The organism is Microcoleus sp. (genome assembly GCF_041354475.1).
Classification (GTDB): Bacteria; Cyanobacteriota; Cyanobacteriia; order Cyanobacteriales; family Microcoleaceae; genus Microcoleus.
This window is the reverse complement of sequence record NZ_JBGJZU010000020.1, coordinates 38,896-53,277: the sequence shown is the minus strand read 5'-3', so window position 1 is coordinate 53,277 and position 14,382 is coordinate 38,896. Positions and strand designations below refer to the sequence as shown.

The following is a 14,382-nucleotide window of genomic DNA, read 5'->3' as shown; positions in this document are numbered from 1 at the left end:
GGCTCTGCCTCCATTTTCCCCTAGCCACGCGAGGCAGAGCCTCTAGACATCGGTTCCCAGGCAGAGCCGGGGAACCAGTTACATCCTAAGATGTGCTTACTCGTTACCAGGCTCTGCCTGGTAACGCCGATCGGTCGGCTCTGCCTCCATTTTCCCCTAGCAACGCGAGGCAGAGCCTCTAGACATCGGTTCCCAGGCAGAGCCGGGGAACCAGTTAAATGCCCCATTCCCGATGGCCTATTCCCTAATTAGAATCTCTCCCCAATCCCAAAGTGAATTTGATTGTCACCACTGTCGTTGATACCGTAATCGATCCGGATCGGACCTAACGGAGATTGAATCCGCACGCCGAGGCCGTAGCCATAACCACTACCAGGTTTTCTCCTGATACCAGCCGGATCGCCGGGGACATCTTTACCCGTTCCCAAGTCCGTACCCGCGTCAATAAATAGAGCACCACCGATGAACGAAATAATCGGGAAACGGTACTCAACACTGGCTTCTAGGAAACTGCGACCAGCCCCCATGTCCCCTTCGTTGTATCCCCGGACAGAGTTAGCGCCGCCCAAGGCAAAGGCTTCGTAGGGAGGCAAATCTCCGAAGATGGTGCCGGCTTTAAAACTAAATGCCAAGGTTTGAGGGCCTGGGGTAAAGTTGGTGTACTTGACTGGGAGGTAAAAGCTGTAACTGGCTCGCAGGCGGTTGAGCAGGATGCTGCCGGAACCGACAGGAATTGACTGTTCTACCCCAAATCTGAGCAGGGAACCGCTGGTGGGGCGCAGGGGGTCGTTCCGTCGATCGCGCACCACACCTGCTTGCAATGTTGTCAAGTCATCGGAACCGGTATTGCTAAAACTCAACAGATTGCCTAGTTCGTCCTTCGATTCCCGTCGGCCTTTGCGATCGGTAATGGCAATCCGCTGGTACTGCAAGCCCACAGAAGCCGTCCATTCAGAGTCGGCAAAAGGATTCCGCGACAGGGGACGGGTAAAATTGATGGCGGCACCGGTGCGATTAATCCGGGGTCGATCGCCATTGGGTAGATACACTTCCTGGTCTCCACCGTCAAAAATCACGCTGATCGATCGTCTTCTAAACACATTAATCGTGTAAGAAGTCCGATAAGGATCGCCAGCAATCCAGGGGTCTGTAAAACTCACATCAAACAGATTTTGACGTTCCCCGATTTGTACCTCCGCCCCCAACTTCTGGTTCCTACCGCCCAAATTTTGCTGCTGGTAACTCACCGTACCGAACAAACCCGTAGCGGAACTCAAACCCGCACCCGCGGCGAGAGAACCAGTATTTTTCTCAATCACATTGACAATTACCCTTGCCTTACGGGGGTCAGCCGTTCCCGGTTCCAAAGCCAGCCGGACGTCTTCAAAAATCCCCAAACCAAACACCCTTCTCAAATCCCTTTCCGCCTTGGTGCGGTTGAATATATCTCCAGGTTTTTGTTCTACTTCGCGGGTAATCACATAGCGGCGGGTATTCCCACCAATGGGCTGACCAGTCGCATCCGTGGCTTCTCCTTCCTTGTTGAGGAAGCGAACATCAATGGATTCGATCTGACCTTCTGCCACTTGCAGCGTGACTGTCCCGTCATCTGCGACTTGGGGTGCTTCGGTAATTTGGCCCAAAACAAAGCCGTTGTCTTGATACCAGGTATTAATTTTTTTGACTCCCTCCTCAAAGCGGCGGAGGTTGAGAGTTTTGCCATACTGATCCCGGAAGCTTTCGTCCACAATGCTTTGGGGGAGCACTTGCTGACCGACGATGGTGACTCCTCGCAGCACTGGATTCGCTTGGACGATGAAAGTCACTCGCACGCCCAAAGGGGTGTCTTCCGGTACTGCGCGCACATTTTTGAAAAAGCCTGTGGCAAAAATAGCGTTGATGTCTTGTTGCAGTTGGGTACGGTTGGTTGTCCGTCCCGGTTGACTGGTGATGACTCGGTAAATCTCGCTTTGCAGGTCTCCCGTCACCCCGCTGACGACCACTTCTGCCACTAGCACCTGGGGCTGGGCTGGCCCTGTGGGCGCAGGGGTTGGTCTTGGCTGCGGTGCGCCGGGGGGCAAAGCAGGAATTCTGTTAGGTTCTGGTGTGGCTGGGGCTGGCCTGGTCTGGGTCGGTCTGGCCGGGGCTGGTCTAGCTGGAATTTGGGCGTTTTCTATCCCCCCCGATTTCTCTGGTTTCACCTGGTCTACTGCGACTGAGGCTGGCGAAACCGCTGCTTGCGAGGGGGGGAGTTGGTTGGGTTCCTGTTTCGCCTCAGCCCCTTGATTTTGGCTGCTAGATGGGAGTCCGGGATTGGATTCTCCATCGGCTTTGGGGTCTAAGCTGGGAGTCGCCATGGGGGGCGACGGTTCTGTGAGTCGGTTTGGGGGTTCGTGGTCGTTTTCTCCCATCCCAGGGGCGGCCGCCACTATTTTGAGGGCTTCTATTTTAGTGGCTTTGGCCACAGCCCGGTTTTGAGGAGGATTTTCGGTTAATTCTCCCTGGTTTCGATCGGGCGATTCGATCGCCTCCACGGGAGGAATGGCGGCCGATATTTTCTCTGTAGATTCAGAGTAGGATGTTTGGCCGGAAGCAGAATTTGAGAGTCCGAATGTTGCTGAGACAGTTAAAACTGCCACCAATACAGCAGATAAACGCATTTTTGTTCACTTGTTTGGAATCCACACACCACATTAGTCATCAGTCATTAGTCCTTCGTCATTAGTCCTTCGTCATTGAGTCGGTTGAATTTGCAGGCCTCCCACTAACTGATGACTGTTGACTGTTGATTGCTGACATGGAAGAAAGATGACAAACTGTGCAATTTTAGCGCATTGCCAAGGCCTCTAGACTTTCTGAGCTAGAACCCGCTGGAGAACTTGCTGGTAAGCGCTTTCCACTGAACCCAAGTCGCGCCGGAATCGGTCTTTGTCCATCACACGGGCATCGGGATCGGTTTCTGCGTTGTCCCAAAGTCGGCAAGTATCGGGACTGATTTCGTCGGCAAGGATCAGGTTTTGATGTTGGTCTATACCGAATTCCAGTTTGAAGTCTACCAGGGTGATGCCACACTGGCTGAAAAATTCTTTGAGAATTTCGTTGATTTCTCTGGCGGCGCGATCGAGTTGGTCTACTTGTTCTGGGCTCGCTAGCTGCATCAGCAGCAGTCTGTCCCGTGTCAGCAGCGGGTCTCCCAAATCGTCGTTTTTGTAATAAAACTCTACTAATGGGGGATTGACAATTGTGCCGATCGCCAATCCGGTTTGTTTGCACAGACTACCGGCCGCGATGTTTCTGACTACGACTTCTAAGGGTAAGATTTGGACGCGGCAAACTCGCATCTGGTTGGGGGCTGGCGTGTCGATGAAGTGGGTGGGAATGCCTTTGGCTTCTAGCATCCGAAACAGGTGGGCGGATATGGCATTGTTGATTTCGCCTTTGCCGATGATGCTACCCCGTTTCTGGGCGTTAAAGGCTGTGGCGTCGTCTTTGAAGTAAGTCAGCAAAATTTCGCTGTCTTCGGTGGAATAGAGGATTTTGGCTTTGCCTTCGTAGAGTTTGCGATCGGCTGACATGGCGATGAATAATTTAGATGAGTTTAAGATTTTACACTAGCTCGATCAGGCTTGATTGACGAGTTTTTTCCCTCCTCTGAATCCTCTGGATTTTGACCTAGGGTCCGATCGGCACAATAATCGAGAAGACAGAAGGTACAATAAAATACATAACTTGTTCCCGTGTTGCTTCACAGGCTCCACAGTCTGTTCCACAATTCCACAATACTTATAGTTACGTTTGTTTCTCGGTTGGGCCACACAGGATTAATGGCTGAAACTATTGCTGTGATAGATTTTGCGCCTTGTGACATCGGATTGTTGGGGATGCTATAACTATTGTTGCACAAAAAAAATCTATAAAAAGGCTGATTTATGCAAGACAAAAAAATTAATATCCTTTTGGTTGAAGATGATGAGGTTGATGTGATGAATGTCCGCCGTGCGTTCAAAAAAAATAATATCCCTAACCCTCTTTATATCGCTGGAAATGGATTAGAGGCTCTTGCTATTTTGCGCGGAGAAGCTAAAATAGATCCTGCAATGCCTCAAGCCCGCCGATTGATTTTGTTAGACTTGAATATGCCGAGAATGAACGGGATTGAATTTTTGCGAGAATTGCGGCTCGATAAAAATTTGAAGTCGATTCCGGTGATCGTCCTCACAACTTCTAATGAAGATAGAGATAAGGTAGAAGCTTATAATTTAAATGTGGCTGGCTATATTCTTAAACCTGTGACTTTTTCTAATTTTGTGGATGTTATGTCTACGCTGAACAAATACTGGATGTTAAACGAGATACCATAAAATAAAAATAAATAAAAAAACTATTATTTTTATTTTTAAAATATAACTTTTAAATTTTCATTCACGACTGTCAGTGATTTCAGAGTAATCCACAATTTGGTTGTTATGAAAACAGGGTTCAAAATTCTGATAGTTGATGACGATGAAGTCGATCGGATGACCGTGAGGCGATCGCTCAAATCTGCCGGCGTTGTGGTGGAAATTTCGGAAGCAGAAAATTGCGCCAGTGCCCTAGAAAAGTTATCGATCGACCAAAATGATATCGCGGCTGCCAGACTCTCTAAACAGGAGCAATCTCAAAACCCGATGGAGGTTGAGAATACAGAAAATCCCCTGTTCTCCAATCAGATATTTGACTGTAAATTTGACTGCGTATTCCTAGATTACCGATTGCCAGATGGAGACGCACTGACGTTGGTAGAAGATATTAGGGTAGTGGGTTTCAAAGTTCCCTTAATTGTGCTTACAGGTCAAGGTGATGAACAAATTGCTGTGAAATTAATGAAGGCAGGAGCTTCTGATTATATCGTTAAAGGCAATCTGTCTTCAGATAGTTTATCCCACAGTTTGTACAATGCGATGCGGGTTTATCGCGCCGAATCTCATGCGTTTTATAGCAATCAAAAACTCAAGGAAAGTGAAGAACGCTACAGGTTAGTTTTAGATGGAGTTAACGATGGAATTTGGGATTGGGATTTAAGTAAAAATGAAGTTTATTGGAACGATCGCCTGTTGGAGATGATCGGTTTGGGGCGATCGCAATTTGGTCATACTATGGAAGCTCTATACACGCGACTTCACCCGGAAGACAAAGACGATATTATCCAGGCGATCGAAGCTCACTTGGAAGCAGAAATAGACTATAACGTACAATTTCGCCTGCTGCACTCCAACGGTGCTTACCGCTATTGCACTTCCCAAGGAAAAGCTCAACGGAATTCCCAAGGAAAAGCAGTGCGGATGGCTGGCATGATTAGCGACATTACCGATCGCAAAAACGCAGAAGATGCTCTAGAAAGAGAACGGCAGCAACTGAGACAAATTATTACTTGTGTGCCTGTAGCAATGGCGATGTTCGATACAGAAATGCGCTATTTAGCTCACTCCGACAGATGGCTGACTCAATTTAATTTAAACTTACCATCCCTGAGTACCTTAAGCCATTACAACTTGTTTCCAGATATCCCCGATGGGTGGAAAATGCTGTATCAACAAGTGCTAACAGGCGAAATAGTTTCTCGTAGCGAAGATGCTTGGGAACGAGCCGATGGCTCTATTTTAATCCTGCGTTGGGCCGCCCACCCTTGGTATAATGCCGATGGCCAAGTCGGGGGAATGGTGATGGTTGCTGACAAGATTAATGAGTTGGTGGAAGCGCGAGAAACTGCTCTGAAAGCCAACTTGATTAAGTCGCAATTCTTGGCAAATATGAGTCATGAAATTCGCACTCCCATGAATGGAGTTTTGGGGATGGCTGAATTATTGGTACGCGATCCCCTGGAACCAAAACAGCGAGAGCGCGCTCAAACTATTTACCGCAGTGCAGAACATTTGCTGATGGTAATTAATGACATCCTCGACTTCTCTAAAATAGAAGCGGGCGAAATGCGGTTGGCAAAGGAAAATTTTGACTTGGATAACTGCCTGGAATCAGTGATAGAAATGGTGGCATCTTTAGTCGATGAGAAAGGTATTGAATTAAATATTGTAGTTGAAAGTTCAGTACCTAGAAAATTGGTAGGAGATTCTAGCAGATTGAAGCAAATATTGCTGAATTTGACCGGAAATGCAATTAAATTCACCGATCGCGGTCAAATTTTAATTTATGTAAATGTTAAACGCGATAAACAAAATAAAGATAATCGGCAAGGAGATAAATTATTATTTTCAGTGCGGGATACTGGCATTGGAATTTCGCCAGAAGGGCAGACAAAGCTGTTTCAATCTTTTTCTCAAGTAGACAGTTCGGCGGCTAGACAATATGGTGGCACGGGTTTGGGTTTGGCTATTTGCAAGCAGTTAGTGGATAGGATGGAAGGTGAAATTGGGGTGCGGAGTTCCATCGGTAGTGGTTCGACTTTTTGGTTTTCTATACCTTTGGAAAAACAGTTGCAAGCAGAGCCAACTCATCCTGAACTTGTTGGTAAAAAGCTGTTAGTAGTCTCTGGAAGCGCTTTGATGAGAGCCGCAGTACGAGCCTTTGCTCAAACTTGGGGAGCTCGCTGCGATGAAGCAGAAACTGCTGCTGCTGCTTTGACTTGGTTAAAAAGTGCCAATAGCCGGATGTCTTCGCAGTCGGAAGCGGGGGAAAATTGCTGCGATGTGGTGCTTGTAGATTTACAAATGCCGGATTTGGAGGCGGAGGAATTTGTTGCCCAAGTGCGATCGCTCTCGGCAATTGGACCGTTAATCGCGATCGCCTCTTTGGTCGAACAACCCAAAGCTGAAGCACTTTGCGATCGAGGCTTTAGCGGCTATTTAATGAGGCCTGTGAGGGCTTCTCGGCTGCTTCCGGCTCTGCTGTGGGCAGTGAATGGTAGAGGAGATTTTGGGAGCGTTTTTGCAACTAATACTTGCGATTTGCCCGTGGTTAATTCTCCATCTTTTACTCCCACTAATTCCCACTCATCTCTCAAAATTTTGCTAGCGGAAGACCACCCGATCAATCAACAAGTTATTGTCGCACAATTGGCGGTTTTAGGCTATAATGCTGACTGCGCTAGTAATGGGAAAGAAGCTCTGGATTTGCTGGCTGCTAACAGCTACGATTTGGTACTGATGGATTGTCAAATGCCCATACTGGATGGTTACGAAACAACCCAAAAATTGCGGGAACAAGAAAAGGGCGATCGACACACTTTTGTGATTGCTTTAACTGCTCATGCCATGCCGGGAGAACGAGAAAAGTGTCTGGCGATGGGCATGGATGATTACCTCAGCAAACCAGTAGATTTGGCGGCCTTAGCGGCTGCTATCAACACTTATGAAGTAGAAACAAATCTCTCGAAAAATAACAATATCGATCGCAAAAACAACGATAATTCAACCACAATATTTACCAACCCATTGCCAAAACAGCTAGTTTCTGCTGTATCGCCAGAACAGCAAATCGCAATTCAAACTTGGGAACATGGAGACTGTGACGGACTGTTTGACAAGCAAAGATTGGAGCAACTGGGACGAGTTAATATTAAATTGCCTCAGCGAATTTTGCAATCATTTGTGGAAAATGTAAAAGTAGATTTAGAGTCTGCCCAAAATGCCGTCCTAGCTAAAGATTGGCAGGTTTTGGAATATCAAGCTCACCGTATTAAAGGAAGTTCTGCAAATGTGGGAGTTACCTTGATGTCTGATTTAGCAGCACAATTAGAGCTTCATGCTCGCAGTTTTCAATCTCAGCAACCAAATGTCAAATGGGAAAAAAATGATGGTATTGATAACATCCTAGGGAGTTTGTCAAATTACTTATTACGAGTTCAGCAATTTATAGAAAGTATCATGTTAAAAGGAGATGAAATTTAAAGCTTCTCAAACTCTATCTCAAACTCTAATTTATCCAGAAATTTGATGAAGTTGGTATACAATAGGCTCAAAATTAAGCAATGGCATTAATTTTAGCTATGACTTATGAATCCGAACTCAACATTATTTCCCCGATCGCACCCTTAGAAAATAATCCCGAATTACTGACACCTCTACCTCTCATGGCTTTTTATCGGGAATTTTTGCTGCATCAAGAGCAGGTAGAGCCTGGTAATCAAGAAAATCAGGTGATTCTTGGTAACGAGGGAGTTGGGGTGGAGTTTCTGGTGGAAAAAGTGGCTCGCTGTTGTCAGAAAAGCCCAGTTGGGAAAAAATTACCCACGGCTTTTTATGTTCATGTTTCGGCTTTAACAGCACTCCATCCTGTTGTGAGAATTTATGAAAAATGTGCCCGACAAAATCTCCCAAATATTATTGATGAAGCAACTGTAATTAAATTTCAGCTTCGTCAACCGAAAATTTCTTATCTTTTTTACCCAGATTTTGATACGGATGCTCACCCGGCTTTACAAAAAAGTATCCAAATTAATCTGGAAACCGGAGAAGTTAAATGTATGGACTACAGCGCTAGTGAAAATCCACCAGTTTTGCACCGTAAAGAAACTTTTGTGACGGCGGATTATCCCCATTACCAGAAGTTTGCTCAACTGACTAAATCCGAAGAAAAATGGGGACTCCTTGACAATACTAGCGTTATTGGAACTCGCGAAGGTTGGCTGAAATATTTGGGCTATTGCGGTGTGAAAATTCAAGATCATGCTGTGGTTGAACGTGAGAAAGAGGAGAATAGTCAGTTATCAATGCCGAAGATTGAGCGACACAAGGCTGCGATGCTGCGAAATTCTCTTTCTAAACCTGTGCGTTTGGTTTTAGAATCTGATTTATTTATTGATGGCGATACTTTTTTTGATTATGGTTGTGGTTACGGTGGGGATATTAAACATATTACTGAAGAAGGTTATGCTGCTGCGGGATGGGACCCTTATTATCAACCAGATACTGTGCTAGTTCAGGCAGATATTGTGAATATTGGTTATGTGATTAATGTGATTGAGTCTTTGGGGGAACGGCGAGAAGCTTTGCTGAATGCTTGGGAATTGACTAAAAAAATATTGGTGGTGGCGGCTCAGGTATTAATTGATGATACGGATCGAGGTCAAATTGCTTATGGGGATGGGGTGATTACTTCTCGCAATACTTTTCAGAAGTATTACGAACAGGAAGAGTTGAAAAATTATATCGATCGAGTTTTGAATGTTGATGCAATTCCTGTGGCTTTAGGGATTTATTTTGTGTTTCGGGATGTGGCTACAGGTGAAGGTTTTCGGGCTTCTCGGTTTCGATCGCACTTATTGACACCTAGAGTGCGATCGCAAGTGAAGCGTTTTGAAGATTACGCCGATATTCTGGCTCCTTTGATGGCTTTTGTGAGCGATCGCGGCCGCCTTCCCGTCAAAGGCGAATTAGCTTCAGAAGCCGCGATTAAGGGGGAATTTCACAGTTTTAATCGGGCTTGGAGGGTGATTTTGCAAGCTACGGATGCGGATGATTGGGAGACAATCGCCGACAAACGCCGCCAGGATTTGTTAGTATATCTCGCTCTCAACGGTTTGGGCGATCGACCTTCTCTTCGTCAACTCCCCGCTCAAATTCGTAACGACATCAAAGGTTTATTTGATAATTATCAAAAAGCTTGCATTTTGGCAGATTTAATGCTATATAGTTTGGGGAAAAGTGAGATTATTGGTGATTGTTGCGAAGATAGTGCGATCGGCTACAAACAACCAGATTCCCTTTCAGTTCACGTCTCTGCATTAGCTGAACTAGACCCTTTATTACGACTTTATGAAGGCTTAGCTAACCGTACCATTGGTCGGTTGGACGGTGCTACAATTATCAAATTTTACGCTGACAAACCTCAGATTTCCTATTTATTTTATCCGGATTTTGATGCTAATCCCCATCCCGCATTGCACACTGTCATGCACATAGATTTACGCGACCTTTCGGTAAAATATCAGAAATTTTATAATTTATCTAACCCGCCTATTTTAGTGAGAAAAGAAGCCTTTGTCACTCCTAATTATCCCCATTACGCCAAGTTCGATAAACTGACTCGCCAAGAACAAAAATTAGGCATTCTGGATAGTTGCTTAGTTCAGAAGCATCAGGAATGGCAGAAGTGTTTGGAGGAAAATTGTGTAAAAATTAAGGGTCATAGCTTGTTTTGGCGATCGAATGCTGACCCAGAAAAGTTGAAAATGTTGCAAAAAGCTGCCTCGCAACGTCACTCATCCAAAATTTATGTGGATGGGGGAAAGATGGAAGGAACCACAGAGGACGCAGAGAGCACAGAGGATGGGAAAGAAGAGAGAGAATGATTGATATCAATTCCGGTGGTACTGAAATTGATATCATATAAAATCCTCTCTTCTCTTCCTTCGCGTCCTACCCTACGGGAACCCCTGCGGGGAACGCGCCTTCGCGGTTAAATCATTCCGATACAACCGAAATTGATATCACTGGCGTCTTAACAGCCTTGGAGGTTGCCATATTAATGCAAAAAGTGGCGCACGTCGGTGAAAACCATTGTGATTCCGAGTTGGTTGGCGCAGTCGATCGAATCTCGATCGCGCATACTTCCTCCCGGTTGGACGATCGCACTTATTCCCGCAGCCGCCGCCGTTTTTACCGAATCATCGAAGGGGAAGAAACCATCGCTAGCTAAAACTGCTCCTTTAGCTTGTTCTCCCGCTTGTTCTAAAGCTAGTTTAACCGAACCGACACGATTCATTTGTCCCGCACCAACACCGATTGTCGTGCAATTTCGCGTCACCACGATCGCATTTGATTTAACGTGTTTGGCGACTTTCCAAGCAAACAGCAATTCTGCTAACTCTGGTGCTGTCGGCTGTTTCTCAGTAACTACGCGCCATTTACTCGTATTTTCTACTACATTATCGGAGTCTTGCACCAGCAAACCACCAGCAATTATTTTAACAGTTTGCGGAGGTCCTTGGGTCAAGTCTGGCAAAATTAACACTCGCACTTTTGCCTTTTTCTTGATAATTTCTTCTGCTTCCGGTTCGCATCCAGGAGCGACAACACATTCTAAAAATGTCTGAGTTAATGCTGTGGCTGTAGCTGCATCAATCGGGCGATTTAGTGCCACAATGCCACCAAAAGCCGATACTGAATCCGTGTCAAATGCTTTTTGATAAGCTTCAGCAATAGTGGTTCCCAAGGCTGTACCACAGGGATTTGTATGTTTGAGAATAGCCGCCGCTGGACTGTTGGGAAATTCTACAATTAGTCTCCTTGCTGCTTCTAAATCTACTAGGTTATTGTAGCTTAATTCTTTACCTTGTAGGATAGTGCTAGTTGTCCAGCCTGTGGGTGTAATTCCGCTTTGATACCAGCTTGCTGTTTGGTGGGGATTTTCGCCATAGCGCAGAGTTTGCAGCTCTTTTCCTGAAACATTAAACTCGGTGATTGGCGAGGAATTTTCAGGGTATTGACTGCTGAGATAAGCGGCGATCGCGCTGTCGTAGTTGGCTGTATGCTTGAAGGTTTCTAGGGCGCATTTTTGCCTAAATTCTAAGGAAGCTGCGCCTCCGTTTTGGCGCAGTTCTTCTAAATAAGTATTGTACTGGTCTGGATTGCACAAAACTGTCAGATGAGCGTGGTTTTTTGCCGATGCTCTCAGCATGGCTGGTCCGCCGATATCTATCTGCTCAATGGCCTCTGCTAGGGTAACTCCATCCTTGGCAATTGTCTGTTCAAATGGATACAGATTGACAACCACTAAATCAATGGGGCGAATCTGATTTTCGGTTAAATCTGTGAGGTCTTCTGATACATCCCTACGTGCTAAAATACCGCCGTGGATGCGTGGGTGGAGGGTTTTGACTCGCCCTCCCAAAATTTCGGGAGAACCGGTATATTCTGCAACTTTGGTGACGGGGATTCCTGCTGCTTTGAGAGCCGCTGCTGTTCCGCCACTGCTGATTATGTCAAATTCAAATTCTGCTACTAAAGTCCGTGCTAACTCAATTAGCCCGGTTTTGTTGGAGACGCTCAGAAGTGCTAGACGTGCCATTGGTTTGAAGTTGCGATCGCAAAAATAGACAGGTTACATTCTAGATCAACTTTGGCTGCATCGCTAGAATTTAATCATTACCAATTTCTGATTATTTTTTATTTTTATCTTGTAAAGCTGAGCTTGCTCAGCTTTCTACTTATCTTCATAAGATCTTCATAAAACTATATTAATTTATGTTGAGTAGTTTTTTGAATAGTCTGGAAAATAGCTAATGAGTGATGATAGATAATGAGCACACCGTCAAAGTTAAAATTTCACCTTAATTTTATTTAATAATAATTAAAGATGATTACTCGAATCCGTGTGTTAGCATCTATGGTACATTGTTGTATTTATCAAGAATATTGAGCGGAAAGCAATGTCAAAAGGTTAATTTAGTTTAAAAAATGAGAGGTATTAAAGATGTTTTCTAAAGATATAGAACAAGGAAATCCAAGCAATAACGTTGCCATTTTATCAAACACAGTACCTAAAAATAGCGACTTGACTTCCCAATATCTACTTTCAAAAAGTGTAGGAAATACTTCAGTATCTAGTCAAATGTCAGAAGCGTATAGTTTTAATTTGTGCGAGTTGCAGCAGATGGAAAAAGCAATGGAACAATTAAAGCAAGATTTAAAAGCTAGTGAATCTAGGTTTAGGAATGCGATCGAAAAAAATGCAGATGGCATGGCAATTGTCAATAAACGAGGACTTGTTGCCTTTGTCAACCCATCAGCAGAAGCACTGTTTAACTGCAAGGCGGAGGAACTTTTAGGGAAAGAGTTTTTTGGTGTTTTGGTAGTAGAAGGTTCTGCCTGCGATATTGAGATGGAGGCAGATATTATTCCCCAAGTTGGAAATACAGATCGCACAGGAATGCGTGTCGTGCAGACAGAAGTGAAAGCTATTCGCAAGGACAAAGAAAATGCTGTGGTAGAAATGCGGGTGGTGGAAACGGAATGGGAAGGGGAAATGGCTTATTTGGCTACGTTGCGGGATATTACCGATCGCAAACGCACACAAGAAATTCTCTGGTTGTACGATCGGGCTATGGCGGCTACTAGCACCGGCATTGTGATTTCTGACGCGACTAAACCCGAACATCCAATAGTATATTGCAATCCCGCATTTGAAAGCATCACAGGCTATCAACGGCAGGAAATCCTGGGCAAAAACTGCCGTTTTTTGCAGGGAATTGATACCGATCCAGCAGCCTTAGAAATAATTCGCCAAGCCTTACAAACCCAAAGTGAATGTCAAGTAATTTTAAAAAATTATCGGAAAGATGGAACGGCTTTTTGGAATGCTTTGTCCATATCTCCAGTGCGCGATCGCACTGGGAAACTAACTCATTTTATTGGTGTGCAAAGAGACATCACAGAACGCAAAAAAGTCGAAGAAAATTTGCATATTTCTGAAGCACAAAGTAGAGAACAAGCTACTAAATTAGCCGCCGCACTTCAGGAACTAAAAGAAACTCACACCCAATTAGTACAAAGCGAAAAAATGTCGAGTTTGGGATTGCTCATTGCTGGTGTCGCCCACGAAATAAATAACCCCATCAGCTTCATTTCATGCAATCTCGGTCATCTGAATAACTATACTCAAGACTTGCTACACATTCTCGAACTTTACCAGCAGCAATATCCCGAACCCGCAGCAGAAATTCAAGCAGAAGCAGAGGCGATTGAACTTGATTTTATAGCTGAAGACTTACCGCAAATACTATCTTCCATGAATGTGGGAGTTGAGCGCATTTCCCAAATTGTCCAATCCCTGCGAAACTTCTCGCGAAACGACAATTCAGAAATGAAACCGATTAATCTTCATGAAGGAATTGACAGCACGCTGTTAATTCTCAATCACCGCTTGAAAGGAAAAGGAGAAATACCACCGATTCAAATCATCAAAGAATACGGAGATTTACCCGCTGTCGAATGTTTTTCGGGACCAATCAACCAAGTATTCATGAATATTCTCAGTAATGCGATCGATGCATTAGATGATTGGAATCAACAGCGAGGATTAGCAGAAAGCCGAGGCAATCCCAGCCAGATTAAGATTAGCACAAAATTGAGGGATACCGTTGGCGATCGCCTTCCTGCACCCAATTTTGCAGAAATCACCATTACCGATAGCGGCCCAGGAATGAGCGAAGAAGTAAAACAGCACATATTTGATAGCTTTTTTACTACAAAACCCATTGGGAAAGGCACGGGCATGGGTTTGTCAATTAGCCATCAAATAGTAGTAGAAAAACACCAAGGAGAATTAGATTGTATTTCCGAGTTAGGGAAAGGAACAACCTTTATTATCAGCATTCCCATTAAACAATAAATCAAGCAAGACCAAAAACAATTACGATGGTCAAAGTGGTTTTTACTCAGGAGTTTA

7 protein-coding genes are annotated in these 14,382 nt (G+C 44.8%); 4 read left to right on the top strand and 3 right to left on the bottom strand.

Going from position 1 to position 14,382, the window contains the following annotated elements; translation table 11 throughout:
- Positions 1 to 248: 248 nt before the first annotated feature.
- Both ACBR23_RS10375 and purC read right to left on the bottom strand, forming a co-directional pair.
- Complete coding sequence (locus tag ACBR23_RS10375) at positions 249 to 2,660, bottom strand: BamA/TamA family outer membrane protein (RefSeq protein WP_371119451.1); 2,412 nt, start codon at positions 2,658 to 2,660, stop codon at positions 249 to 251.
- Positions 2,661 to 2,846: 186 nt separating this feature from the next.
- Positions 2,847 to 3,575 carry a phosphoribosylaminoimidazolesuccinocarboxamide synthase gene (gene purC, locus ACBR23_RS10370; protein ID WP_340518404.1) on the bottom strand — a complete coding sequence of 243 codons (729 nt, stop codon included), beginning with the start codon at positions 3,573 to 3,575 and terminating at the stop codon, positions 2,847 to 2,849.
- Positions 3,576 to 3,929: 354 nt separating this feature from the next.
- On the opposite strand from purC, the gene ACBR23_RS10365 reads away from it, so the two are divergent.
- The 3 genes from ACBR23_RS10365 to ACBR23_RS10355 all read left to right on the top strand — a co-directional run bounded on the left by ACBR23_RS10365 (position 3,930) and on the right by ACBR23_RS10355 (position 10,285).
- On the top strand, positions 3,930 to 4,361 hold the full coding sequence (locus tag ACBR23_RS10365; RefSeq protein WP_371114759.1) for a response regulator: 432 nt from the start codon (positions 3,930 to 3,932) through the stop codon (positions 4,359 to 4,361).
- Positions 4,362 to 4,466: 105 nt separating this feature from the next.
- Positions 4,467 to 7,883, top strand: a complete 3,417-nt coding sequence (locus ACBR23_RS10360; protein ID WP_371119450.1) for a response regulator — start codon at positions 4,467 to 4,469, stop codon at positions 7,881 to 7,883.
- Between the two features lie 80 nt (positions 7,884 to 7,963).
- On the top strand, positions 7,964 to 10,285 hold the full coding sequence (locus ACBR23_RS10355) for a DNA phosphorothioation-associated putative methyltransferase (RefSeq protein ID WP_371119449.1): 2,322 nt from the start codon (positions 7,964 to 7,966) through the stop codon (positions 10,283 to 10,285).
- Positions 10,286 to 10,458: 173 nt separating this feature from the next.
- Here the strand turns inward: ACBR23_RS10355 and purH are convergent, their stop codons facing one another.
- Entirely contained in the window at positions 10,459 to 12,003 is a 1,545-nt protein-coding gene (purH, locus tag ACBR23_RS10350; protein WP_371114756.1) for a bifunctional phosphoribosylaminoimidazolecarboxamide formyltransferase/IMP cyclohydrolase, read from the bottom strand.
- A 405-nt stretch (positions 12,004 to 12,408) separates the two neighbouring features.
- Between purH and ACBR23_RS10345 the strand changes: the two genes are divergently transcribed.
- Complete coding sequence (locus tag ACBR23_RS10345) at positions 12,409 to 14,325, top strand: PAS domain S-box protein (RefSeq protein ID WP_371114755.1); 1,917 nt, start codon at positions 12,409 to 12,411, stop codon at positions 14,323 to 14,325.
- Positions 14,326 to 14,382: the final 57 nt, after the last annotated feature.

Bases quoted from the DNA above. Each gene is read 5' to 3' on its own strand.
- ACBR23_RS10360 (WP_371119450.1), top strand. From the start codon at position 4,467: ATGAAAACAGGGTTCAAAATTCTGATAGTTGATGACGATGAAGTCGAT.
- ACBR23_RS10375 (WP_371119451.1), bottom strand. From the start codon at position 2,660: ATGCGTTTATCTGCTGTATTGGTGGCAGTTTTAACTGTCTCAGCAACA.
- ACBR23_RS10355 (WP_371119449.1), top strand. From the start codon at position 7,964: ATGGCATTAATTTTAGCTATGACTTATGAATCCGAACTCAACATTATT.
- purC (WP_340518404.1), bottom strand. From the start codon at position 3,575: ATGTCAGCCGATCGCAAACTCTACGAAGGCAAAGCCAAAATCCTCTAT.
- purH (WP_371114756.1), bottom strand. From the start codon at position 12,003: ATGGCACGTCTAGCACTTCTGAGCGTCTCCAACAAAACCGGGCTAATT.
- ACBR23_RS10345 (WP_371114755.1), top strand. From the start codon at position 12,409: ATGTTTTCTAAAGATATAGAACAAGGAAATCCAAGCAATAACGTTGCC.
- ACBR23_RS10365 (WP_371114759.1), top strand. From the start codon at position 3,930: ATGCAAGACAAAAAAATTAATATCCTTTTGGTTGAAGATGATGAGGTT.